Raw genomic sequence first — 25,816 nt, forward strand, 5'->3', positions numbered from 1 at the left:
TACCACATTACCACATTACCACATTACCACATTACCACATTACCACATTACCACATTACCACATTACCACATTACCACATTACCACATTACCACATATTTCTAATGAGAATTTAATCTATTATAGATTAAGTTATATTAATTTTTTATCTTATTTTCGCATGATAAGTGCTTGAAAGAATTTAATCTTATATTTTTAAATGTAAGAGAGATAAAAATCAAACAAATACTAAAATAATAAATAGGCATTAGGCCTTAGTTTATAAACAAGATGGAAATAAATTTCAAAAAATGGAATAACATCTTAGGTTTAACAATGTTCATAATTTCAACAATTATTTATTTGTTGTCGATGGAACGTTACCTAAGTTTATGGGATTGTGGTGAATATATTGTATCATCAGCAAAATTAGGAATTACTCATGCGCCTGGAGCTGCATTGTTTCAGATAGTTGGAGCAGTTTGGTCAGGTTTAGCTTTTGGTGACGGAAGTAAATATGCTATTTTAATTAATAGTACTTCTGCATTGTATAGCGCAGCAACAGTTATGTTTTTGTTTTGGACAATTACATATTTTGCTCGAAAAATGTTTGTAAATACACAAAATCCAATTAGTGTTGATGCAATTGAGTTAAATGCATCTCAGAAAATTATTACATTAGGAAGTGGACTAATTGGAGCCGCTGCTTTTATGTTTAGTGATACATTTTGGTTTTCTGCAGTAGAAGGAGAAGTTTATGCTATGGCTTCGCTTTTCACAGCTTTATTATTTTGGTTGATAACAAGATGGGACCAAGTTGCTGATACTCCTAGAGGGAATAAATGGCTAGTTATAATTTCATTGGTAATAGGTTTATCTATTGGAGTGCATTTAATGGCTATGTTAGCAATACCAGCGGTTTGTTTTGTTTATTATGCGCGTAAATACAGATTTACTATAAAAAGCTTTATTATAGCTAATGTGATTACATTAGTTATTTTAGCGTTTGTATTTAAAATAATATTCCCTGTAGTAATGACATTCTTTGGTAGAACAGAGATTTATGTTGTTAATAATTTGGGAATGCCTTTTAATTCGGGAACAATTATAGCAGCAATAATTTTAATAGCAGTTTTCTATCTTGCTATAAAATTAACTCAGAAATACGGTTCAGCTTTATTTAATACAATTTCATGGTGTGTGATTTTTATGTTGATAGGATTCTCTTGTTGGTTGCTTATTCCAATTAGAGCGAATGCTAATCCTCATATGAATTTAAATGATCCAGATACAGCTTTAGGGGTTTTAGATTATTTTAACCGTGAGCAATATGGAACTTGGCCAGTTATGCGAGGTCCAGTTTTTACAGCTTATATAGCGAATGATGGATTAAAAAGAGACGCAAACGGAGCACCAGAAAGTACTGTAAGAAGTTCAGAATATATAAAAGATAAACGCATAGGGAAATATGTAAAAGTATCTGATCGTTTAGAATATAAATATGATGATAAGTATGTAAAGTTCTTTCCAAAAATGTTTAGTAACGATCCTAGCGTAATGGAAAATTATGCAGGAGTTTATGCTTTTCCAAAATTTTCTTTGAATGCAAAATATGCAGGAGATAAAGAAGCACAACAAATGTATGCTCAGTTAGTTGAGAAACGTCAGAATAGACAATTAAAAGTTGCTGAACTTAAGAAATATAACGAGATTTTAGATATTGAAGCTCCAACATTTGGAGAACAATTTAATTATTTTATCGATTATCAGATAAACTACATGTTTATCCGTTATTTTATGTGGAATTTCTCTGGTCGTCAAAATGACTTAGAAGGTAATTTCGAAATAACAAAAGGTAATTGGATTTCTGGAATTCCATTTATTGATAATCCTAGATTGGGAGATCAATCAAAATTACCAGAAGAATATGTAAACGATGGTACTAATGTTTATTATATGTTACCATTAATTCTAGGATTAATAGGATTATTTACTCAATTAAATAGAAACTTTGTTAACTGGTGGTCTTTATTATCACTTTTCATTTTAACAAGTGTTGGTATTATCTTCTATACTTCTGTAAAACCTTTCGAACCTCGTGAACGTGATTATGCTTTAGTAAGTGCATTTTATGCATTTTCTATTTGGATAGGTCTTGGTGTACAAGGAGTCTATTTATTAATACAGAAATTAATGAAGAAGGAGTTGAAACCTTCTTTAGCAATTGGAACAACAGTTATTTTAGCAGGTATTCCAATTTTAATGGGAGCACAAAACTGGGATGATCACGATCGTTCTGAGCGTTCTGTAGCTTATTCTTTAGCTTATAATTACTTAAATCCATTAGATAAAAATGCAATACTTTTTGTTTATGGAGATAATGATACATACCCATTATGGGGATTACAGGAAACTGAAAACTTCCGAGATGATGTAAAAATTGCGAATTTAACATTGGCAGCTTCTCCTTGGAATTTAGAGCAATTATTACGTAAAACGTATAATGCAGCAGCTTTACCAAGTGATTTAAAACCGAAAGATTACCAATCAGGAGCAAATGATCAAATATTTGTTGTGGGTGGATCTATCAAAAATATTTTTGATCAGTTGAATGGTTTTATCAAACCAGAATCTAATCAAACATTAGAAACATTAAGTAAATTACCAATAGAACAAGTTGGACAATACTTTACAGATCCAGAAATAGATCCAAACCAAGTAATGACTGTTTATCAAAACTTAAAACCATTACAAAAGTATTTAACAACAGATAGTATGACAGCTAAAGAAGCAATGGACTTTATTTTAAATAATAAATCGCCAGAAAAACAAGCTTTAGCAGATTATTTTGGTTATGCAATTGGACAAGCAAACTTTTTACCTGTTTCTAAAATTACAGTTCCAGTAAACAAGGCAAATGCTATAAAATATGGAATTGTAAATCCTAAGGATGCTTCTAAAATGGTAGATGAACTTACGATTAACATTAAATCATCTAGCTTATTTAAAAATAATTTATTGATGTTATCAATGATGGCTAAATATAATTGGGATAGACCAATTTACTTTAGTGGAGGTGGAATTTCTGATCCAGAAAATACATTCTTCTTAAACGATTATTTATTAAATGCTGGATTAAGCTATAAGTTAGTTCCAATTTATACAGCATTTGGAAAAGGAGGTACAATTGGTGCTTCTGATAACGATATGTTATTAAGAACATTTAATTCGTACAAATGGTCAGGTTATAATAATCCAGATGCATCTTTTAGTTTAACAGAAAGAAATTATGCATCTTCATATAGAAATGCGGCAGTTCGTTTAGCAGATGATTTATTAAATGCAGGACGTAAAAAAGAAGCTGTTCAAGTATTAGATAAAGTAATGTTAGAAATACCTGCTTTAGCAAAATATGATATTGGATATGGAGTGAGTAGAATTGCCGGAATTTACTTAAAAGCTGGTGAGGATAAAAAAGCACAAGACTTATTTGCTCATGTTCGTAAACAAGCGAATGCTAAGATTTCATTTTTCGAATCTTTACCTTCTGGAAAAGGTTATTCTGTAGGAGGAGATTTAGCTTCTGCTAAGAATGATTTAATGATGGCTTTATACAATGAAGCTTCTGCTTTAGGAGAAAGAGGTGATAAAGAAAAAGCAATCAAAATATTTGAGTCTGGTTATACACCAATGCTAAAGAAATTTGAAGCGCTATATAAAGATGTTATTGCTGATGGTAAAGTTGATGCAGCTGATCAAGCTAAAATAATGAACCAGTTTAATTATTTAGATGAAATGATTGGTGTTGCCGCAGAGATTGATACAAATTATGCAAAAAAACAACAGAATATTTTATATAAAATGGTAGGACAGTAAGTTCTAAACATATAATTTTTTAAAAAAGCTCCAAATTTTTTTGGAGCTTTTTTTATTTATAAAAATATTGTTTATCAATTAATTAAAAACGAATATAATATTGATGTTTAGTATTTTAAATTATTTGGCATATATCTTGGAAATGTAAATTCAGTATTAAGAAAATTATAAAATATTTTAAAAACATTATAAGATGAAAAAAGTATTATTTACAGCTGCTTTTGCAGTTGCAGGTTTGGTTAGTGTATCAGCTCAAACAACAGGGATTGAGGGTGCTGTACACGTTGGTATTCCAGTAGGAGAGACGGCAGATGTTTACTCATTTAATATTGGGGCAGATTTAGCTTATTTACATCCTGTTTCTAATAACTTTAAGTTAGGTGCAAAAGTAGGTTATGACCATTTTATAGGTAAAGAATTTAAGGTTAATAATGTAGTAGTAGCAGAAAGTGAGGATGTAGGTTTTATTCCATTAGCAGCAACAGCTAAATTTGAGTTTAATAATAACTTATTTATAGGTGCTGACTTAGGTTACGCTTTCGCAACAACTGACGGAATTGATGGTGGATTGTTCTGGCAACCAAAAGTTGGTTATTCAGCATCAACTTGGGATTTGTATGCAGGTTATAAAGGAATTAATGCAGGTCCAGAAAATAATAACACTGTAGATTGGAAATATAACGCAGTATCTGTAGGATTTAATTATAAATTCTAAGTTTAGAAATTATATAAATAATAAAAAAGAGAGAGTATTCGCTAAGTTGAATACTCTCTTTTTTTATGAAGAAAACTACTAAAAAAAGCTATTTTAAAATAAGTTATAAATGATAACTAAATATTTAATTGAGTTAAATTATTCGATAATTTCTAATTTGTTGTCTAACTTTTTTAGTTAAAAAATAGCCTTTTTTCTGTTCTATAAGTCACTTTTCTATTTATTAACATTGTTTGGTACAAGAGTTGTTTAAAGCGATAGGAGAGAAATTATAACAATTAAATTATATAAAATGAAAAAATTATTTTTTGCAGCAGCAATGTTAGGAGTTGTTAGTTTGAGCGCGCAAGAGAAAACTACTACACCTCAAGTCGGAATTAAGTCTAGTATTAATATGGCTTCTTTCAATGGGAAAGATGTTAGTAATAACGATTATAAAGTTGGTTTTAGTGCAGGTGTTTATGGACACTTTCCAATAACAGAACAATTTGCGGTACAACCAGAGGTTAACTTTACTCGAATTGGAGGGAAGTTAAAAGATGAAGCTACAACAGTAGGAAACACGACTATAAAAACTAAAAACAAAACAACTTTAGATTATATTCAAGTTCCAGTTATGTTTAAATATTATCCTGCAGGATCTCGTTTCAATATCGAGGCTGGTCCACAAATAGGATATAATATTTATGCGAGTAATACAGCTAGTGAAAGTGTTATTAATAATACAGTTGTTACTTCAGAGAGAAAAACGGATATAAAAGATAACGTAAAAGATTTCGATTTCGGAGCAAACTTTGGTATTGGTTACAATGTTACAGATAATATTAATGTTGGAGCAAGATATTACATGGGATTAACTAAGATTTCAGAAAATGGAAGTGAATCTAATGATACAAAACCAGATGTTAAAAACCATTCATTTTCTATTGGAGTAGGATACTCATTTTAATAGAAAATACAACGTATAATTTTTTAGGCTTCTGAGATTTAATTTCAGAAGCTTTTTTTGTGTACGATACAGAAGAAGCTATGTTTTATAAATTAATAAAAATGCTTGTCGAATAAGTTGTTGTTAATTAATGTTGTATATAACTAAATGTATTTCTATTTATTTGTAAATCAGTTTTATATATAAAATAATTCTCTTTTTTTTTGATTACTAATGGTTGTTTGGTATAAGAGTTGTTAAAGGGCATGAAATCATAATTGGAATTATAAAATTGTAGAATGAATAAAATATTTTTTGCATTAGTAATGTTAGGAGTTGTTAGTTTGAGTGCGCAAGAAAAAACAACTTTACCACAAATAGGAGTAAAGACAGGAGCTAATATGGCATCTTTTAATGGTAAAAATGTTAAGAATAATGACTATATAGTAGGCTTGAGTGCTGGTGTTTATTGGCATATTCCTGTAACAAGTCAGTTTGCTGTACAACCAGAAATTAATTTTACTAGAATAGGTGGAAGGTTAGAGGATAAAGTAGTTGAGAAGACAAAAACTACTGTAAAGAATAAAAATAAAATAACGCTAGATTATATTGAAGTTCCTATTATGTTTAAATATTATCCTGCAGGATCTCGTTTTAACATAGAAGTTGGTCCACAAGTAGGATTTAACATATATGCTCATAATAATGCTACTACAACTACTATTAATCATATTACCCACCATAATCCTTATAGTAATTCTCTTCCTACTTTTTCAAATTCAGCTTATAATGATAATGTTGTTACAACCCGAGCAAAACGTGATGTACAAGATTTATTTAAAACATTTGATTATGGATTAAATTTCGGTTTAGGCTATAACCTCACAGATCATGTTAATGTTGGAGCAAGATGTTATATGGGATTAAAAAAGATTGCTGAAAATGTAAACGAAACAAGAGAAACGAAAGCAAGTATTAAAAACCATTCATTTTCTATAGGTGTTGGTTATTCTTTTTAGAAAGAAAAAAATAATATATTAAGTTAACTATTTATACATTTTCCTAAAAAAAAACTTAATAACTATATAGATTGATTGTACATAAATACTATATATTTATGTACAATCAAAATATAAATTATATGAAAAAAAAATTAATTTTATTACTTACCACCTTATCATTTTTATACTCTTGTAAAAATGATGATGAATTCAACAAAGAAAATTCTGATGTTAAAAACTATGGCAAAAACTTAAGTCAGAAAGATGAATTAAAACAAGAGTTTTCAAAAGCCTTAGCTAAAGCCCTAGCTAATAATGTTGAGTTAAGAAAATTCATTAAAGAGGAAGCCCTAAAAATGTTTGACAATGATTATGATATTCTTTATCAAATTGTTAAAGATGAAAAAATTGGAGATAGCAGTTTTAGAGACATTGTTTTAGAATATTACGATAAGAAAGAGAATCTAAATATTTTGGAACAATACTATCCAACTTTAACTATTTTTGTACCTGAACTTCCATTGAATACATTTTCTGCAAAAAAATGGAATGCTGAAAATGAAATACCTTTAGTTGCATATACTTTAATTGGAGTTTATGATATTCCTATTGTAGATAGTACTGGTGAAATTACTTTTTTAAAAGGTGAGTATATACCCTCATTTCCTGTTGTAGTTGTTAAAGAAAATGAACGAGTAAGGGTTGATAACACACATTCATTGAAGTCTATCAATAGTTTGAATACTGATTCATACAATTTTGAATTTTTAGATGAAAGTTTTAATGGTGCACTTTCATCTAAAAAAAATACATCTTCCAGATCAGCTAGAATCATTGATGATAAATTAATCAGTGCATATCAAATTTATCAAAACAATGATGGATGGCAAAGAGATTACATTTATTATGATATAACACCTTCACAAAATAGAGGTCAGTTTAAATATAATTATATGGAACACTTAACATCATTTCGCCTAAATAATGCAGAAGTTCTTAATAAAATATCTGATCAAACAGGTGATCCTGTACTTAACAGATTGCTTGATCCTGGAGGAAAAGGTGTAGGTTCATTACCAAGAGCTCCATGGACAGGAGGTAATTTTGAATTTAAAATAGATATATTATTAAATGCAAAAAATGGTATCGGAACAAGTATTACAAAATATTTATCTGTTAGACCTGAAGAATTATATTCTACTAATTATGCTTTACATTATACTTATGTTGGAAGGATAAGAATACCTGTTATTCAGGTTTTGACATCTCTAACTCCAAAAGTAGTTCCTTTAGATATTCAGTTATTTAACTGGGATTTAAATGAATATGCATCTAGTATAAAAATACAGATAGAAGAAGTCGATTTAACTGAAGAAGAATCAAGAAGTGATACTCGTACAGTTGAATTTGCGACTAATTTTGGAATAGATCCTAGTGTAGGATTTCTAAAAAAAATAGGATTAAAATTTGGTGCAAGTTTAAAAACTGTCAATACAAGAGTTGTCAATTATAAAGTAACAAAACAAAGTGACCCCTTAGGAGATGTTATTATAAACTTTGCTGATAATTTTTTAACAAATATTCCTGGAACGAGGGAAAGATATGGTATGTATAATCCTCGAGAATATGATTCAGGAGATTATACAATAACAGTGCAACCTAAGAGAGTGCAATAAAATTTATTAGAAAAATATAAAGTATAGTTTTTAAAAAGGCTTTTGAGAATATTCTCAAAAGCCTTTTTAATTTTAATCTTTTAAAGCAATCTTTTTAATGGATTGATTCAGAATTATTTTATTAATAAAAAATAAAATGAAGACCACAATAAATCCACAACCAATAACTTGCCAAATATGAGAATTTCCAATTGCCATAAATTTTCCTATTTTTTCTTCAATCATTTTTAAAATATAATAAACAATAGGAATTGCAATAAGATAACTAATGAGCATAAAAATTAGTGCAAATTTTAAATAAGGTCTAGATAATTGATGAATATTATAACCAATTAAAAACAAATCTTTTGTTTTGTTTTTATTCTTTTCAATCATCAACTGAAAATTAATAATCATTAACCAAATAGCAGCAAAAACAATAATTAATCCGATGAATAAAACTAACGAAAAGGCTAACTTTAAATAATACGTTAATTCATTATTTTTAAGTTCATCTTTATTAATGTCAAAGTTTTGTTGCTCGAAATAAGTAACAGCATTTTCATCACTTTGCGATTTTGTTTCAACAACAATACGAGAAGGTTCTGTATTTTCTTTATGTGCATATGTTTTGTTTGCCCATTGCAAGAAATTTTCTGGAACTAAAATCGTATTAATTTTTGTTGTGAAATCTACAATTCTAGCTTGATAAACTTTTTGATTTTCGCCTCTTCCTATGACTAACTGAAATGGAATTTTTGTAAATAAAGTTTCAGAAACTTGTGGTAAACCTTGACTTGTAGCAAAACCAAAGTTGTATAAATTAAGATAACTTTTTGGAATAATAATCGGAATAAAATCTTGTCCTTCTTGCCATTTCCAATCAGCTTCATTTACTTCGATAAAATCTTCTGGTACAGATTCAAAAAATAAATCTGTAGAAAAACCACGAATTCCAGCAATACCACCTACTTGTAATTTTACAGGAAATTGACTGCTTTTAAATGTTCCTACTTTGTCTACAAAAGGTTGAGATTTTAATTCCTCTATTTCATCTACACTAAATGTTGGTTTTTGTCCTGTTAAGGTTTGTAAAGAAGATATTTTCTTGTTCAAAACAACATAATTGGCTTTCCAAACAGAACTATCTTCACCAAAATTCTTCGCATAATCCAAATAAATTATACTAGATAACAGCAAAATAAAAAATCCTATAATAGAGAAAAAACAGAATGTGATAATTCGTAAAGTGCTCAAGTTTTTACGAACTAATTTTTCGATGAGCTTATTAGAGTTTAATGACATTTTCTAATCGTTTATCGTGAATTTCGTGTAAACTAGTAAATAATATACCAGCATTTTTTTTGTAGGCTTCTTCAGTAATCAAATCTAATAACAGCGTCTGATTTTCTTTGTCTAAATGACTAAAAGGTTCATCTAAAAGTAAAAAATCAAAAGGTTGACATAACGCTCTAATTACAGCAATTCGTTGCCTTTGACCATAAGAAAGATGAACTGCTTTTTGATGCAGATGATTTTTTAATCCAACCTTATCTATCCAATCAATAATCTGATTTTCTGACTGATGTTGAGTTAAACTATTTTTTAACTGAATGTTTTCCATTAATGTTAACTCCTCAAATAAATGCAAACCTTGAAAAACATAGGCCAATTTACTTCGTCTAACTTTAGTCCAATCGGATAAATTAAATTGATTGATATTTTGATTGTCAAAAAAAACATTTCCATCATAATCCTTTCTATCACCATATAAAATGTTAATCAAAGTAGATTTTCCTACACCAGAGTGTGCAATGATTTGGTAAATTTTTCCACTAGAAAAAGTGTAATTATTTTTCCAAATTTCCGATTCTTCAAATCCAAATTCTTTAAGTGGATGAGGAATAAGTTGATCAATTCTAATTTCCATTTTGTTGTTGAGATTGAGAGAAAACTAATGAATAAGCTTCATCTAAAAGTAGCAATAAAACTTCTAAACTATTTTTATCAGATTTTTTCATGTGTATTTTTCCTGTTTTTGTGTATTCGTTTGTAACACGATAATCAATATAATCAAAATTTGATAAAATTGTTTGAACCTCTTTTGTATTCCCAAATGGAATACGTTGATAAATGTATTCTTGTACTTGTTCTGGATATTGCTCAAAATTTAAATTAACATATCCAAACATAGGATTTCTTGCATTATTTGAGAATCTTGATGTAACAAAATTCTTTTCTTTTACATGATTGTTTAAATATTGATTCATCGAGATAAGATTGTTGGTTACAAACATTAAATTGTTTTTATAAGCTAAATATAAATTCATGTTTGTAGAAATTGGTAATAGGTAATAACTCCCAACTTCTTTTATATTTTCTTGATGCGTTTTTATAAACTCATCGAAAAAAGTACGATTTTTCATCTTTCCTGCTAATATAAATTGAGGATAGACAGCTTGCTTAATAAAATCATCTTTCTTACCAAAGAAATCATTCGGATTAAATTTTCGACCAATTTCAAAATCATAAATACTCAATAAAGCTTCACCTTCAAAACTCTGTTCTAATTTGGCTAAATCTATTTCGTATTGTTCTAAAAATTCAGTGAAAATATTTTGATCTTCAAAAATATAACGCGCATTAGAAGGATAAATTCCTAAACCAACATTCGCATAACTCTGTGCAGGGAAATATTTAAAAAAGTCTGTGTTAATTCTAGATTTCCACATCGGACGTTTTTGTAACTCTACTTTAGTCGCTGCATCTGGATGAAATTTTTGTGTGAAATTAATTCCGTCAGATGTAAAAGAAAGAGAATTTACCCAAGAACTTTTCGTGAAATCTAAATTCTTCTTTTTATCTTCTTTTGATTTTGAAAAATTCTTTAAAAAATTCCCTGTATACCAAATATTGATATCCTGAGAAGTTTTTACAAAATCAGAAAAACTATTATTTTCTTTTGCTAAAGAATGCTTATCACTAATAATTTTAGTAAAATATTCTTTAATTGATTTTTCTCCAACACCAAACTCAGAAGCAATAACCAGAAACTGTGATTTATTCCATGCAATAAATGGTTTATTAACACCAGAGATTGTTGTAAACCCATTATTATTTTCAAAAGAAATTTCTTTTTGATATAAGCCTTTGTAAATTGTTTTTAAATGGTCTTCAAATTGAGATTTATCACGCATATTTGCGGCTAAAGCAACCATGTTTTTCCCATTTATTTTCTGACCAAAAATATAAATCGGACTTATAATATCAACACCTGCAGATGTAGGATTATTTTTAATAGATTCAACTAATTCTTCAATTTCAGGATTTTGATTTTTGATTTCACTTTCTGCCAATTGAAAGACTTTGTATTGTTCTAATTCTTTAAAATTTCCTTTTTCTGCAATAGATTTCGGATTAATTAAAGCAACAAAATCGGCATCTGTCGGAATTAAAATGGTATAATCTTCCGTTTTACTACAACTTGCTAAAAATAAAATTGTAACAGAAAAAAAACAATATTTTAAGAATTTATTCATGTGGTTTTCTTTATAAATTTTAGATTGATGAAAATTGAAATCTCTTTAAAATAGAAATCTTTTAACCTCGCTATAAAATTAAGGAATTATTAATATGATTTTCCTATTAATAGCTATAAAATTATCTAAAATTTACGTATATTCGCACTCCTTGATTTAGAAGAAATAAAGAAGAATTCGATGGCAAAAAAGTTTAAAGAATATAAGCATTTAGATTTGGTACAAGTTTCAAAAGAAACTTTGGAAGATTGGAAACAAAATAACGTTTTCGAGAAAAGTATCACGTCTCGTGAAGGAAAAGATTCATATGTTTTTTACGAAGGACCTCCTTCTGCAAACGGGAAGCCTGGAATTCACCATGTTTTAGCACGTTCTATAAAAGATATATTTTGTCGTTTCCAAACATTAAAAGGAAAACAAGTTTTTCGTAAAGCTGGTTGGGATACGCACGGTTTACCTGTAGAATTGGGAACTGAAAAAGAATTAGGAATAACAAAAGAAGATATTGGTACTAAAATTTCGGTTGAAGAATACAATGAAGCTTGTAAACGCACAGTTATGCGTTACACAGATTTATGGAATGATTTAACTGAGAAAATGGGATATTGGGTGGATATGAATGATCCATATATCACTTATAAACCAAAATACATGGAATCTGTTTGGTGGTTATTAAAACAAATCTACAACAAAGATTTATTGTACAAAGGTTATACGATACAACCTTATTCTCCTAAGGCAGGAACTGGTTTGTCTTCTCACGAGTTAAATCAGCCAGGTACTTATCAAGATGTTACAGATACAACAATAGTTGCTCAATTTAAAGTGAAGAAAGAGTCTTCAGAATTATTTAAAGATTTTGATGGAGATACTTATTTCTTAGCTTGGACAACTACTCCTTGGACTTTACCATCTAATACTGCTTTAACTGTAGGACCAAAAATAGATTATGTAGTTGTTGAAACTTTTAATCAATATACTTTTGAGCCAATTCGTGTTATCTTAGGAAAACCATTGGTTTCAAAACAATTTACAAAACCATATTTCTTAGCAGAAACAGAAGAAGATTTTAAAGTTTATGCTGCAGGAAATAAACAAATTCCATACAGAATTGTAGGTGAATACAAAGGTCAAGATTTAGTAGGTGCTAGATACGAGCAATTATTACCTTGGGCTTTACCAATTGAGGATGCAGAAAATGCTTTCCAAGTGATTCCTGGAGATTTCGTAACAACAGAAGATGGTACTGGTATTGTACATACAGCACCAACTTTTGGAGCAGATGATGCGCGTGTTGCAAAAGATGCTGGTGTTCCTCCGTTGTTAGTTTTAGATGCTAACGGGAATGCAGTTCCTTTAGTAGATTTACAAGGACGTTTCGTTGCATCTTTACCGGAAGGTTTCGGAGGTAAATATGTGAAGAATGAATACTACGATGATGGTACAGCGCCTGAGAAATCAGTAGATGTAGAAATTGCAATTTTATTAAAAGAGCGCAATCAAGCTTTCAAAGTAGAAAAATACAAACACAGTTATCCACATTGTTGGAGAACAGATAAACCAATTTTATATTACCCATTAGATTCTTGGTTCATTAAAGTAACAGACGTAAAAGAGCGTATGGTACAATTGAACAAAGAAATTAACTGGAAACCAAAAGCAACTGGAGAAGGTCGTTTTGGAAATTGGTTAGAAAACGCAAACGATTGGAATTTATCTCGTTCTCGTTATTGGGGAATTCCTTTACCAATTTGGAGAACAGATGAAGGGGATGAAGAAATTATCATTGGTTCTGTAGAAGAATTGGTTGCTGAGATTGAAAAATCTATTGCTGCTGGAGTTCAGAAAACAAATCCATTCCAAAATTTTGAGATTGGAAATATGTCTGAGGAGAACTATGATTTAATCGATTTACATAAAAATGTTGTTGATGAAATTATATTAGTTTCTGCTTCTGGTAAACCAATGAAACGTGAGGCAGATTTAATTGATGTTTGGTTTGATTCTGGAGCAATGCCTTATGCACAAGTTCATTATCCTTTCGAAAATAAAGAGTTAATAGATAATGGAACAATGTATCCTGCTGATTTTATTGCAGAAGGAGTAGATCAAACACGTGGTTGGTTTTATACGTTACATGCAATTGGAGCATTAGTTTTTGATTCTAAAGCATACAAAAACGTAATGTCTAACGGATTAGTATTAGACAAGAACGGACAAAAAATGTCTAAACGTTTAGGTAATGCTGTAGATCCATTTGATACTTTAGAAACTTATGGACCAGATGCTACACGTTGGTACATGATTGCTAATGCACAACCATGGGAAAATTTAAAATTTGATATTGCTGGAGTAGATGAGGTTCGTCGTAAATTCTTCGGAACTCTATACAATACTTATTCTTTCTTCGCTTTATATGCAAATGTAGATGGATTTACATTTAATGAAGAAGAAATACCAGTAAATGAAAGAGCGGAGTTAGATCAATGGATTATTTCTGAATTAAATACTTTAACGAAAAAAGTTGATGCATTTTTATCAGATTATGAACCAACAAAAGCAGCTCGTGCAATTCAAGAATTTGTAATAGATAATTTATCTAATTGGCATGTACGTTTATCAAGAAGACGTTTCTGGAAAGGAGACTATTCTAAAGATAAAATTGCAGCCTACCAAACATTATATAAAGTTTTAGAAACAGTTGCTATCTTAGGTTCACCTATAGCACCATTTTTCATGGATCGCTTATATAAAGATTTAAATGAAGCTACAGGAAGAAATTCAGCAGAATCTGTGCATTTAGCAGACTTTCCAGTAGTAGATGAGTCATTAATTAAAACGGAATTAGAAGAACAAACTCACTTAGCACAAACAGCTACGAGTATGATCTTATCTCTTCGTAAATTAAGTGATAATAAAGTACGTCAACCATTACAAAAAGTAATGATTCCTGTTTTAAACGATTCAATGAAAGCTAAATTAGAAGCTGTTTCAGAATTGTTAAAGCAAGAAGTTAATGTTAAAGAAATTCAATTATTAACAAATGAAGAAGCTTCAAATCTTTTAGTGAAATCTATTAAGCCTAATTTCAAGACGTTAGGTCCGAAATATGGAAAAGAAATGAAGGCTATTTCTGCTGCTACAGCACAAATAACGGATGAACAAATTGTTAAATTGGAACAAACTGGTGAAATAGATTTGTTAATTGACAACAAAACATTAACTTTAAATTTAGAAGATTTTGAAATTGCTACAAAAGACATCCCAGGATGGACAGTTGCATCGAATTCTAATTTAACTGTTGCACTTGATTTAAATTTAACTGACGAGTTAATAAATGAGGGAGTTGCACGCGAATTAGTAAATAGAATTCAGAATTTACGTAAAGAGTCTGGACTAGAAGTGACTGACAAAATTATACTAAACTTAAAGAATGAAGAATCAATCGTAAATGCGGTTAGGGAAAACAAAGATTATATTTGTTCTGAAACATTAGCGGAAGATCTTGTCTTACAAGATGACGTAAAAAATGGTACGGAAATTGAGATCAATGGGATTTTAACACAAATTTCGATTACTAAATTGTAACCGTATGGCAACAACAGAAGAAAAAGTAAGATACTCTGATTCAGAGTTAGAAGAATTTAAAGCATTAATTCAAGAAAAATTAACACAAGCTGTTAGAGACTATGAATTATTAAAAGAAGCTTATACAAATGATAGTAATAATGGAACAGACGATACGTCTCCAACATTTAAAGCATTTGAAGAAGGTTCTGAAACAATGTCTAAAGAACAAAATGCACAATTAGCAGCTCGTCAAGATAAATTTGTAAGAGATCTAAAAAATGCACTTATTCGCATTGAAAATAAAACATACGGTATTTGCCGTGTGACAGGAAAATTAATTAATAAAGAACGCTTGAAATTAGTTCCTCATGCTACATTAAGTATTGAAGCTAAAAACATGCAACGCTAAAAAACAATTTTTGAAAAAAGTAGCATTAATTACCATTTTGGTTCTAATTATAGATCAGATATCTAAAATTTATGTCAAAACAAATTTCTTTTTAGGAGAAGATGTAGACGTTTTAGGATGGTTTAAAATAGCTTTCGTAGAAAACCCAGGAATGGCTTATGGAATGCATTTCGGGGGTGAAACTGGAAAAATAGTTTTATCTCTTTTACGAATAGTTTTAATTGGAATGATTATCTATTATATTAATGCTTGGTCAAAAAAACTTAAAAATAATTTCTTCATTATACCAATAGCACTTGTTTTAGCAGGAGCAATAGGAAATGTATTAGATGGAATTTTTTACGGTGTAATCTTCGATAAAGGAACAACGTACAATGAAATGTTTCAAGATTGGGTAGGTTATCACGGAGTAGCAAAAGCAGATTTTTCTGGCTATTCTTCATTCTTTACAGGATGTGTAGTTGATATGCTTTATTTCCCAATTGTAGAATTTGATTGGCCTTCGTGGATTCCGATTGTAGGAGGGCAACATTATAAGTTTTTTCAACCCGTATTTAATATAGCAGATTCAGCAATATTTGTAGGAGGATTAAGTTTATTTCTTTTTAGAAAAAAAGCCTTCACAACTGAAAATGGTACAAGATTAAAATTTTAAAAAAATCGCCTCAATTTAAATTGAGGCGATTTTTATTTTTACTTAAACTATTTACTTACTCTATTCAATAATTCTAAATCTTCTTGATCTAACTCTAGTTGAGGAGCATCAAATAATGTTCTTAATTGATTTTGGCTTGTAGCACTCACAATAGGAGCTGTGATTAAAGGATTGGCTAATAACCAAGCTAAAGAAACTGTAGCAGGAGCAGAATTATGTTTATCTGCAATTGTTTCTAGAACCGTTAAAACATTCTTTCCTTTTTCATCAAAATACTTTTTGATACCAGCACCTCTAGTCGTTTTTTCAAAATCAGCATCTGTTTTGTATTTTCCAGTTAAAAAACCAGCAGCTAAAGACCAATAAGGAAAAACACTTAAATCATATTTATCTACTAAAGAAGCATATTTAGTTTCAAAGTTTTCTCTTTCTACTAAATTATAATGTGGTTGAAGCGCAACATATTTTGGAAAATTATTTTTTTCTGCAACTTCAAAAGATTCAATTAAACGTTCAGGAGATACATTAGATGCTGCTATGTGACGAACTTTTCCTGCTTTTACAATTTCATCATAAGCAGAAAGAGTTTCTTCTATAGGCGTTACATTATCATCAAAATGTGTATAATATAAATCGATATAATCAGTTCCTAAGCGTTGTAAAGATTCGTCAACAGATTTTAAAATATGTTTTTTACTTACATCAAAACCATGTTCTTTTGTTTCAGAACCTACTTTTGTTGCAATAACAACATTTTCTCTATTTTTTCTTTCTTTTAACCACTTTCCAATAATAGCTTCAGATTGTCCACCAGTACCATTTACCCACCATGCATAAGTATCTGCAGTGTCGATAAAATTAAAACCAGCTTCTGTAAATTGATCTAATATTTCAAATGATTGTTTTTCATCTAATGTCCAACCAAAAACGTTTCCTCCAAAATTAATAGGAGCAATCTCTAAATCTGTATTTTTAATAATTCTTTTATTCATTTTTTAAATTTTATTTTTTTAGAAATGATTTTAGAGGTGTAATGAATTTTTCAAAAACCTCGATATGTGGTAAATGACCTGTATTTTCAATTTCAACTAATTCAGAGCCTTTTATTTTTTTCTGAGTTGCTTTACCTAACAAATCATAACGTCCCATTTTTTCTGCAACAACAGGATCTTTTACAGCAGCTTTTCCTATTGCAGTACGATCTCTTGTACCTATAATTAATAAAGTTGGAACATTTAATTTTTCGAATTCATAAACAACAGGTTGTGTAAAAACCATGTCAGAAGTTTTTGCATTCACTAAAGCTACTTTAGGATAATCTGGAGATTTAGTCCAGCCTGTTAATAAATAAACCCATTCATCATATTCAGTTTTCCACTTATTATCATAATAAAAACCAGCTTGATATTTTTTAGTTGTTTCGTAATCTGCTTTTAATTCGGTTTCATAATTTTTATCAATAGATGTGTATGGAGCAACAAGCTTCCAATCCTCTAAACCAATAGGATTTTCTAAAACCAATTTTTCTACTGTTTCTGGAAACATTAAAGAAAATCTCGTTGCAACCATTCCGCCCATTGAGTGTCCAAGTAAATAAACTTTATTTATTTTTAGCTCGTCTAACATAGCTTTTGTGTTTTGTGCCAGTTGTTGAAATGAGTATTGATAATCTGTAGGTTTAGATGATTTTCCAAAACCAATTTGATCTGGTACAACTACTCGGTAACCTTCTTTTGTTAATGCATCTATTGTTGTTTTCCAATAAGCTCCATTAAAATTTTTACCATGTAATAAAACCACTGTTTTTCCATTTGTTTTAGTTGGTTTAATATCCATATAAGCCATTTTTAAATCATCTGTTTGACTTTTTAGGTTCAAATAATGTACTTGATAGGGATACTCGTAATTGGTAAGCATAATGTCTAAAACAGGTCTATTCGTTTGTGCTTGTGTATAAGTAGCTAAACCAAGAATAGAGAAAACTGCTAACTGAATAATTTTTTTCATTTATATGAGATTATGGTAATTTTATTTTAAATATCTGAAATGGATGTTCTTCTTTATTTACACCATTGTTCCATTTGGCATCACGTTGTAATTGAGCACAAGAAAAATATAAATATCCATCTGTTCCAATACCTAAAGAATCTGGCCATAATAAGCGAGAATCTTGCACTAACGTATGTAGTTTTCCTTCTGGTGTTATGTATTTTATAGTATAATCTAAAGAAGTAGTTAAATAGATGTTTCCTTTTTTATCTGCAATTAATCCATGTGTAACACCAACATTCCCCATGTCTTCAACTTTCTTTTCTAAATCCTGTTTAGATAGAGTTGCATCTATTAAATACTTTGTTTCTATTCGATATAAATTAGTTTTATTAATCGGTTTAAAATAGAAGTATTTAAAATCGTGTGTTAAAGCAATTCCATTTACATTAGAAGTAAAAGGTTTTCCATTTTTATCTCGCATATCAACACCATCATAAGATAGAATGATTGAGGGATCAGCCAAAGTATAAGATGTTTTTTCTAAAACCTTTCTCGTTTTTCCTGTTTTTAAATCTAAAACAACAATTGCAGCTTGACTAGGATCGGAAAAATAAGCAACATTCTTTTTAACATCTACACGAATGTCATTTAATCCAGATTTGGTTTTATCTAAATCATCAAATGTGTAAATACGTTCTACTTGATTTGTTTTCGTATTTATTTTTAGCAATTTAAATTGCCCTTCTGTTGCTTTTCCACTATCTCCAAAAATTGAACTTGCAGGAGAAGGTTTAGAATCTAAAACCCATAAGAAATCATTTGCATCAACATATAAATCTTGTACATTAACAAAATGATCTTTTTCATCACCTTGTTTGTTCCATTCTTCGTTAGGGTAGGGAATACGTTTTCCGTTTACTATTTCAGTTAATCCATACTGATAATTTTCTTCTTGCTTTGGAAATGATATAAATAATCTATTATCTGAATTTACACTTACTCCAATAGCTCTATATTGATCAACAGAAGCCGCTGGAATTAATTTCTCACTATGATATTTTTGAGCAAAACCATTTATACCAACTAACATAATTATAAGCCATTTTAATTGTTGTTTTAATTTCATTTTGTGTTATTTTATAAGTAATCCCTCTTTTAAAATTCCTTTCTTTACTAAGGTCGGTTGAATTATATTATCATGACTAACAATAAGCTGAATATTTTCTTTTGCTAAAGAATTAAGCCAATCTAATTGAAATTGAATTTTTTTTGGGTCTTCACCAATTCGTTTTATTTGATCTTTAGGTTTCTGTTTCTTTTCATCAATACCTTTGTAAGACCAACTAACATCACCTGTAAAAATATATTCTTTCCCATTTTCTAATTGGGTGTAAACCATAATTTCTCCAGGAGTATGCCCAGGGGCTTTAATTAAAACAACACCAGGAGCTACAGGAAGAATATCATAGAAATCTACAGCAATAAAATCTTTTACTTGCGTAGAATCTATTTTTAACTCTGGCATCTGTGGTTGATGAAGTAATGTATTGATTTGTTGATAAGTTAAAATAGTTTTTACAGCTAATTTTTTGTAATTGTTAGAACGTAAAACACCAGCAACATGATCTCCATGCTCATGCGTAATAATTATTTTATTGGCTTGATTTAATGCTAATTGTATGGAATCATTTTTTGATTTGAAATAAGGTTGTTTTTCACCTTTACCAAAAAAGTTATGAACTTCTTCATCCATACCTGCGTCTATCATGATAGACGAGTTAGGAAAAACTAACTGATAAGCCGTTCGTGCTTGTATATATGGACTATTATTTCCTCCTTCTACAGTTGCACTAAATGTTCTAGGACTTTCAGCAAAAATCGTATAACGAACCTCTTTTGCTTTTTCTCCACTAATGGATTGAGACGCAACTCTAATTTTATTTAATAATACATTGTCATAAACAATTTCTTGAGCAAAAGTAGACTGACTCGTATAGCATAGTAAGACGATGAAATAGCTTATTATTTTTCTCATACAATTTCCTTTATTTTAAACGAATCCCTTTCTAAAACATAGAGTAGGGCAAAAAGATAAAAACTATGTAATAATTGCGCTTCTATAGCTCCCCAATTTTCAATAGAACTACTTCCAAGAATGAGAATACTCATTAAAACTAAACCTGCATAAATTGTATATTTTGTTTTAAAGCCAATTAATAATAGCAAACCTATAATAGCCTCTAAAATTGGTAAAGCGTAACTAAAAGGAATTACTAAAACCTTCGGAAGAAAAGATTTTTCCATTGTTTCGACCATCCAATTACTAAATGTGCTTAGTTTAGGTAATCGCACAAGACCATGACCTAATAATGACACAGCAATAGGTAGGCGTAAAAAGAAATAAAGGAGTTGATTTTTTTTCATTTATAAGTGTTTTTTGAAATACAATAAAACTTAACCCTAACAAATTTCTAAAAATTAAGATAGTTTTAGCTTGTATAAAATGTATAAAAAATTGTAAATTTATTAGATTAGCATTTCTTTATGAAAAGAAAACAATTCGATACATTGGTGATTGATGTAATGGAAAAAGAACAATATGATTTACCATTACACAGTCACACATACTATGAAATGGTATATGTGATAAAGGGTAGTGGAGAGCATTATTTAAATAATAATGTATTTAATTACAAAGTGGGAGATTTGTTTTTACTTTCTCCAGGAGACAATCATTACATTATATTTAATAAAAAATCTAAATTGGTGTTTATTAAATTTACAGATGCTTACTTTCAAGATAATAAACATTTATCACCTGATAGCTTTTCTATCAATTCTCCATTAGATATCATGCAAAATCAAATTTTAAAAGAAGAAAAGTTAGTTTTTGATGAACCATGTAAATCTATTTTAAGAAAAACAGTAGAAAATATCTTGTCATATAATAGTAGAATTGATGTTGCGTTTTCTCCTCTTATTTTCTTTCAAATACTATCTATTTTTGGTTTAGTACAAGAGGCTGCAAAAGCAAATAATTTAAGCATAGATGAAGGTGTTTCTACTAATGGAATGATATCTTACATTAATCAGAATATTTACAATCCTCAGAAAATAAGAATAAAAGCAATTGCTGGTCATTTTAATATTGCTCAGAATTACTTTAGTAATTATTTTAAAAGGAATTTCGAAGTATCTTTTAAAGAGTATATTGATGATTACAGAATAAAACTGATTGAAAAGAGGTTAGAATTAAAAGAGAACAGTATAAAACAAATAGCAAATGAATTTGGTTTTACAGATGAAAGTCATCTAACAAACTATTTTAAAAAACATAGAAATATTAGTCCTTCTCAATATGCAAGTACATTAAAAAAGTACAATTAAACAGTTTCATGAGAAATTAAGGTATAAAAAAAACTCTTTACAATTTGTAAAGAGTTTTTTCGTGGTCCCTACTGGATTCGAACCAGTGACCCCCTGCTTGTAAGGCAGGTGCTCTGAACCAGCTGAGCTAAGGGACCTTCAGAGAATTTAGAATTTTATTTAAAAGACTTTCTATTGTCTTTTTTGTGGTCCCTACTGGATTCGAACCAGTGACCCCCTGCTTGTAAGGCAGGTGCTCTGAACCAGCTGAGCTAAGGGACCTTCAGAGAATTTAGAATTTTATTTAAAAGACTTTCTATTGTCTTTTTTGTGGTCCCTACTGGATTCGAACCAGTGACCCCCTGCTTGTAAGGCAGGTGCTCTGAACCAGCTGAGCTAAGGGACCTTCAGAGAATTTAGAATTTTATTTAAAAGACTTTCTATTGTCTTTTCGTGGTCCCTACTGGATTCGAACCAGTGACCCCCTGCTTGTAAGGCAGGTGCTCTGAACCAGCTGAGCTAAGGGACCTTCAGAGAATTAGAATTTTATTTAAAAGACTTTCTATTGTCTTTTCGTGGTCCCTACTGGATTCGAACCAGTGACCCCCTGCTTGTAAGGCAGGTGCTCTGAACCAGCTGAGCTAAGGGACCTTCAGAGAATTAGAATTTTATTTAAAAGACTTTCTATTGTCTTTTCGTGGTCCCTACTGGATTCGAACCAGTGACCCCCTGCTTGTAAGGCAGGTGCTCTGAACCAACTGAGCTAAGGGACCTTCGTAATTGGATTGCAAATATAGGGTTGTTTTTGAATAATCCAAATAGATAAAATGAAAAAAATAAAATAAATTTTACATTCGTAACTTAACTATTTTCATTTCAAATAAATAATTTTGCAAAATTAGAATGAAATTTTGGTTCTTTTTTTCTTTTCTTCAATTTTTACTCCTTTAAATAAATAAATAATACCAATAAAAGAGATAGAAATTGTAATGATAGAGAATATAAATGCTGCACTTGTTGCTAAAGTTTCATCAAAATTAAAACGATGAGCAGCATACATAAATACAGCTTCTCGTATTCCAAAACCACTAAAAGAAATAATAGATAAGATACCAGAAACTAAGAAAATTAATAAGTAAATATTAAAATTTTCTGGATGTATATTTAAACCTTCCAATACAAAATATAACATACCTACTTGTATTAATTGCAATACAATAGAATATATCATAGAGTTGTAGAATGTGCGTTTATGTACACGGAATATCATTCCCAAGATAAATGGAACAGCTACAAAACCTACAATAGAAACAGCTAATGATCCGTATTGTATCCACGGATAATCTGTTAAATTAGATAAGTAGATTAAGAATACAATCATTAATAACATTGCACTTAAACCAATAATTTTATCTAAAAATACAGCTTGAGAGATTTCTTTTAAACTTATTTTATAATTCTTATTAAGTACATAAACTTTATAAGCATCTCCACCAATTCCACCAGGAACAAATGTATTATAAAACATTCCTAGAAAATAAAGTCGAGCATTAGATTTATAAGATAAATCGAGATTAATATCTCTAAAATAATAATCTAATCTAAATACAGAAAGTGCTTGCGATAAGATATAAAGAACCGTTGCAATAGCGATGTATAACCAATTAGCATTTTTATAATGACTGAAAATATCAAAAATATGTAATTTAACGAAGAATATATAATAGATTAAAACTAGACTAATCGTTAGCTTTATTCCCGTAATGATATATTTTTTGGTTTTTGGTTTCAATTTTTTAATTTGATAATTAAGAGACAAATGTAGAAAAACTTCGCACATTATCTTTTCAAAAAAACACTTATTCGTTAAATATTTATTTTAGTTTATGTAGTTTTGTCTTCAAATTTTACGCATTATGCAATCAAAAGTTATTGTAATTACAGGTTCATCTTCTGGAGTAGGATTAACATTGGCTAATTATTTTCATGATAAAGGACATCAAGTTTACGGATTGTCTAGAACAGCAAAAGGTCAAGAAAGATTTAAACATATTCCGACAGATGTTTCGAGTAAAGAAAATGTACAACAAACTTTTCGTCAAATTTTTACAGAAACCAATCATAAAATAGATGTTTTGATAAACAATGCGGGTATTGGTATGTTGGGAGCTGTAGAAGATGCAACAAAACAAGACATCGAAAAATTATTAGATGTTAATGTTTACGGTTCAATTTATACTATGCAAGAGGTTTTGCCAGTAATGCGTAAACAAGGATCGGGTTATATTTTAAATGTTTCTTCTATTGCTAGTAACAATGGATTACCATTTAGAGGTTATTATTCAGCTTCTAAAGCAATGATAGATAGATTAATAGAATCAGCAAGATTAGAGAATAGAAACACAGGAATAGAAATAACAACTTTAAATTTTGGTGATATAAAAACAAATATTGCAGAAGGAAGAGTAAAAACATTTGTATCTAAATTTTATGAACAAAAGTTTGATGCTATGGTTGCAGATATTGACCACGAAGTTGGACTAGGAACTCCAACAGAAGATTTAATTCCAATAATCGAAAATATAATCAATCAAAAGAACTTGAAACCGCATTATTATATCGGAAAATCGATGCAAAAATTTTCTGTAACCTTAAAAAATATTTTACCTCAAAAAGTATTCGAAAATATTATTGCAAAATATTCAAAACTAGATTAAAATGGAACAAAATATCATTTGGAATTATAAGAATTTTGATGAGTTAACAACACAAGAGCTATATAAAATTATTCAATTAAGAAATGAAGTTTTTGTGGTGGAACAAGATTGTGTTTATCAAGATGCAGACGGAAAAGATTTTGTTTGTGGACATCTTTGGGCAACAATAAATGATGAGGTTGCTGCTTATTCTCGTATTGTACCAAAAGGTTTTTCGTATGAAAATGAACCATCAATAGGTCGTGTTATTTCTAACTCAAAATTTAGAGGAATGGGATTAGGAATTCAATTAATAAATAATTCAATTCAAGTAATAGAAAATAAATACCAAATATCAACTATACGTATATCAGCTCAACTTTACCTTAAAAAATTCTACGAATCGTTCGGTTTTGAACAAGTTTCGGAAGAGTATTTAGAAGATGATATACCACATATAGAAATGTTGAGAAAATGAAATTCGTAAAATATTTTTTCATTTCCTTTTTTACTATTTTTTTCGTGTTGATTTGTGTTGATTCTTATTATTCAAATCAACTAAAGAAAATGCCTCTTTTTAGTGGAGAAGTACAAGAGTGGGAATTAATAAGAAGTGGAAAAACAAAAGTAGATTTAGCTGTTTTTGGTTCATCTAGAGCATTTATTCATATAAATCCTCAAATTTTAGAAACAGAATTAAAACAAACGGTGTATAATTTTGGATTAAACGGAAGTAAATTCAAAATGCAGTATTATCGTTTCAATTTATATCTCAAACATAATCCAAAACCTAAAACCATTGTTTGGAATTTAGATACATTTTCTTTTTCGCATATAGACGAAGTTTTTCAACCCAATCAGTATGCGCCGTTTATGTTGTGGAATTTTAATTTATACGAAGCTTTAAAAGACTATAAACAAACTACTATTTGGGATTTTATATTGCCGCTGTATCGTTATAGAAACCAAACGTATTGGAAAGAGCAAATTGCGAGTGCGAAAAAAGAAATACTAGAAAAAGATGGTTTTTTCCGCGAAGATGGTTTTAAATCTTACAACAGAGAATGGAAAGTAAATTGGAAGAAATTGAAAAAGAAAAATGCTGAATTTGATTCGCAAGAATATGTTTTGTTAGAGAAACTAATTAAAAAATGTAAAAAACAAAACATTCAATTAATTTTTACAATTGCTCCAGAATTTTACAAAGGACAAGATTATATGCTGAATAGAGACGAAATAGTTTCAAGTTATAAAAAGACTTTAAGTAAATATAATTTGCCTCTATTAGATTATTCTGACGATTCTATTAGTCATCAGCAAAAATATTTTTATAATACAACACACATGAATAATGTAGGAGCAGATTTTTTTACTAAAAAATTAGCTTCGGATTTAAAACCATACATTTCTAAATAGATTTTTTGGGCGTTCCATTC

At 29.4% G+C, this 25,816-nt stretch carries 21 protein-coding genes and 6 tRNA genes; 12 read left to right on the forward strand and 15 right to left on the reverse strand.

Features of this window, described 5'->3' with window-relative positions; genetic code table 11:
- The first annotated feature begins 269 nt into the window (after nucleotides 1–269).
- From BUA86_RS14790 to BUA86_RS14810, 5 genes are all read left to right on the forward strand, one after another.
- On the forward strand, nucleotides 270–3,854 hold the full coding sequence (locus BUA86_RS14790; protein ID WP_072933932.1) for a glycosyltransferase family 117 protein: 3,585 nt from the start codon (nucleotides 270–272) through the stop codon (nucleotides 3,852–3,854).
- Between the two features lie 193 nt (nucleotides 3,855–4,047).
- Nucleotides 4,048–4,569 (forward strand): hypothetical protein, encoded by a 522-nt coding sequence (locus BUA86_RS14795; protein ID WP_072933933.1) that lies wholly within the window; start codon nucleotides 4,048–4,050, stop codon nucleotides 4,567–4,569.
- A gap of 292 nt (nucleotides 4,570–4,861) precedes the next feature.
- Nucleotides 4,862–5,518 carry a porin family protein gene (locus BUA86_RS14800; protein ID WP_072933934.1) on the forward strand — a complete coding sequence of 219 codons (657 nt, stop codon included), beginning with the start codon at nucleotides 4,862–4,864 and terminating at the stop codon, nucleotides 5,516–5,518.
- 278 nt (nucleotides 5,519–5,796) lie between these two features.
- Nucleotides 5,797–6,516, forward strand: coding sequence for a porin family protein (locus tag BUA86_RS14805; RefSeq protein ID WP_072933935.1), 720 nt, complete (start codon nucleotides 5,797–5,799; stop codon nucleotides 6,514–6,516).
- A 122-nt stretch (nucleotides 6,517–6,638) separates the two neighbouring features.
- Complete coding sequence (locus BUA86_RS14810) at nucleotides 6,639–8,174, forward strand: hypothetical protein (RefSeq protein ID WP_072933936.1); 1,536 nt, start codon at nucleotides 6,639–6,641, stop codon at nucleotides 8,172–8,174.
- 72 nt (nucleotides 8,175–8,246) lie between these two features.
- Here BUA86_RS14810 and BUA86_RS14815 read toward each other — a convergent pair whose 3' ends face one another.
- The 3 genes from BUA86_RS14815 to BUA86_RS14825 are packed head-to-tail and all read right to left on the reverse strand — an operon-like array spanning nucleotide 8,247 to nucleotide 11,692.
- Nucleotides 8,247–9,458, reverse strand: coding sequence for an FtsX-like permease family protein (locus BUA86_RS14815; protein WP_072933937.1), 1,212 nt, complete (start codon nucleotides 9,456–9,458; stop codon nucleotides 8,247–8,249).
- Entirely contained in the window at nucleotides 9,442–10,083 is a 642-nt protein-coding gene (locus BUA86_RS14820; protein ID WP_072933938.1) for an ATP-binding cassette domain-containing protein, read from the reverse strand. Before BUA86_RS14820 ends, BUA86_RS14815 begins: the two co-directional genes overlap by 17 nt.
- Nucleotides 10,073–11,692: a DUF4836 family protein gene (locus BUA86_RS14825; RefSeq protein ID WP_072933939.1), complete on the reverse strand. Its 1,620-nt coding sequence runs from the start codon at nucleotides 11,690–11,692 to the stop codon at nucleotides 10,073–10,075. Before BUA86_RS14825 ends, BUA86_RS14820 begins: the two co-directional genes overlap by 11 nt.
- Nucleotides 11,693–11,872: 180 nt before the next feature.
- On the opposite strand from BUA86_RS14825, the gene ileS reads away from it, so the two are divergent.
- The 3 genes from ileS to BUA86_RS14840 are packed head-to-tail and all read left to right on the forward strand — an operon-like array spanning nucleotide 11,873 to nucleotide 16,326.
- Complete coding sequence (ileS, locus tag BUA86_RS14830; RefSeq protein WP_072933940.1) at nucleotides 11,873–15,280, forward strand: isoleucine--tRNA ligase; 3,408 nt, start codon at nucleotides 11,873–11,875, stop codon at nucleotides 15,278–15,280.
- A 4-nt stretch (nucleotides 15,281–15,284) separates the two neighbouring features.
- Nucleotides 15,285–15,671, forward strand: coding sequence for a TraR/DksA family transcriptional regulator (locus BUA86_RS14835; protein WP_072933941.1), 387 nt, complete (start codon nucleotides 15,285–15,287; stop codon nucleotides 15,669–15,671).
- A 10-nt stretch (nucleotides 15,672–15,681) separates the two neighbouring features.
- A complete protein-coding gene (locus BUA86_RS14840; RefSeq protein ID WP_072933990.1) occupies nucleotides 15,682–16,326 on the forward strand; it encodes a lipoprotein signal peptidase in 645 nt (214 codons plus the stop codon).
- Between the two features lie 47 nt (nucleotides 16,327–16,373).
- On the opposite strand, the gene BUA86_RS14845 is transcribed toward BUA86_RS14840, so the two are convergent.
- The 5 genes from BUA86_RS14845 to BUA86_RS14865 are packed head-to-tail and all read right to left on the reverse strand — an operon-like array spanning nucleotide 16,374 to nucleotide 20,742.
- On the reverse strand, nucleotides 16,374–17,318 hold the full coding sequence (locus tag BUA86_RS14845; RefSeq protein ID WP_072933942.1) for an aldo/keto reductase: 945 nt from the start codon (nucleotides 17,316–17,318) through the stop codon (nucleotides 16,374–16,376).
- A gap of 10 nt (nucleotides 17,319–17,328) precedes the next feature.
- On the reverse strand, nucleotides 17,329–18,333 hold the full coding sequence (locus BUA86_RS14850; protein ID WP_072933943.1) for an alpha/beta fold hydrolase: 1,005 nt from the start codon (nucleotides 18,331–18,333) through the stop codon (nucleotides 17,329–17,331).
- A gap of 10 nt (nucleotides 18,334–18,343) precedes the next feature.
- Nucleotides 18,344–19,444, reverse strand: coding sequence for an L-dopachrome tautomerase-related protein (locus tag BUA86_RS14855; protein ID WP_083580395.1), 1,101 nt, complete (start codon nucleotides 19,442–19,444; stop codon nucleotides 18,344–18,346).
- 6 nt (nucleotides 19,445–19,450) lie between these two features.
- Complete coding sequence (locus BUA86_RS14860; RefSeq protein ID WP_072933944.1) at nucleotides 19,451–20,353, reverse strand: MBL fold metallo-hydrolase; 903 nt, start codon at nucleotides 20,351–20,353, stop codon at nucleotides 19,451–19,453.
- Entirely contained in the window at nucleotides 20,350–20,742 is a 393-nt protein-coding gene (locus BUA86_RS14865; RefSeq protein WP_072933945.1) for a MauE/DoxX family redox-associated membrane protein, read from the reverse strand. The genes BUA86_RS14860 and BUA86_RS14865 overlap by 4 nt, the downstream gene beginning before the upstream one ends.
- A gap of 120 nt (nucleotides 20,743–20,862) precedes the next feature.
- On the opposite strand from BUA86_RS14865, the gene BUA86_RS14870 reads away from it, so the two are divergent.
- Nucleotides 20,863–21,705, forward strand: a complete 843-nt coding sequence (locus BUA86_RS14870) for an AraC family transcriptional regulator (protein ID WP_072933946.1) — start codon at nucleotides 20,863–20,865, stop codon at nucleotides 21,703–21,705.
- Between the two features lie 62 nt (nucleotides 21,706–21,767).
- Here BUA86_RS14870 and BUA86_RS14875 read toward each other — a convergent pair.
- The 7 genes from BUA86_RS14875 to BUA86_RS14905 form a co-directional block, all read right to left on the reverse strand.
- Nucleotides 21,768–21,842 (reverse strand) — tRNA-Val (locus tag BUA86_RS14875).
- 49 nt (nucleotides 21,843–21,891) lie between these two features.
- Nucleotides 21,892–21,966 (reverse strand) — tRNA-Val (locus tag BUA86_RS14880).
- Nucleotides 21,967–22,015: 49 nt separating this feature from the next.
- Nucleotides 22,016–22,090, reverse strand: a tRNA-Val gene (locus BUA86_RS14885).
- 48 nt (nucleotides 22,091–22,138) lie between these two features.
- Nucleotides 22,139–22,213, reverse strand: a tRNA-Val gene (locus BUA86_RS14890).
- Between the two features lie 47 nt (nucleotides 22,214–22,260).
- Nucleotides 22,261–22,335: transfer RNA gene (locus tag BUA86_RS14895), tRNA-Val, on the reverse strand.
- A gap of 47 nt (nucleotides 22,336–22,382) precedes the next feature.
- Nucleotides 22,383–22,457 (reverse strand) — tRNA-Val (locus tag BUA86_RS14900).
- 125 nt (nucleotides 22,458–22,582) lie between these two features.
- A complete protein-coding gene (locus tag BUA86_RS14905; RefSeq protein WP_178300431.1) occupies nucleotides 22,583–23,476 on the reverse strand; it encodes a lysylphosphatidylglycerol synthase transmembrane domain-containing protein in 894 nt (297 codons plus the stop codon).
- A 124-nt stretch (nucleotides 23,477–23,600) separates the two neighbouring features.
- Here BUA86_RS14905 and BUA86_RS14910 point away from each other — a divergent pair, with 124 nt between their 5' ends.
- The 3 genes from BUA86_RS14910 to BUA86_RS14920 all read left to right on the forward strand — a co-directional run bounded on the left by BUA86_RS14910 (nucleotide 23,601) and on the right by BUA86_RS14920 (nucleotide 25,796).
- Nucleotides 23,601–24,401 (forward strand): SDR family NAD(P)-dependent oxidoreductase, encoded by an 801-nt coding sequence (locus BUA86_RS14910; RefSeq protein WP_083580397.1) that lies wholly within the window; start codon nucleotides 23,601–23,603, stop codon nucleotides 24,399–24,401.
- Nucleotide 24,402: 1 nt separating this feature from the next.
- Complete coding sequence (locus BUA86_RS14915) at nucleotides 24,403–24,858, forward strand: GNAT family N-acetyltransferase (RefSeq protein ID WP_072933949.1); 456 nt, start codon at nucleotides 24,403–24,405, stop codon at nucleotides 24,856–24,858.
- Between the two features lie 89 nt (nucleotides 24,859–24,947).
- The gene (locus BUA86_RS14920) at nucleotides 24,948–25,796 is read left to right on the forward strand and encodes a hypothetical protein (protein WP_072933950.1); all 849 of its coding nucleotides are present in this window, start codon (nucleotides 24,948–24,950) and stop codon (nucleotides 25,794–25,796) included.
- Nucleotides 25,797–25,816: the final 20 nt, after the last annotated feature.

The sequence above is a fragment of the Chishuiella changwenlii genome, assembly GCF_900142565.1.
Classification (GTDB): domain Bacteria; phylum Bacteroidota; class Bacteroidia; order Flavobacteriales; family Weeksellaceae; genus Empedobacter; species Empedobacter changwenlii.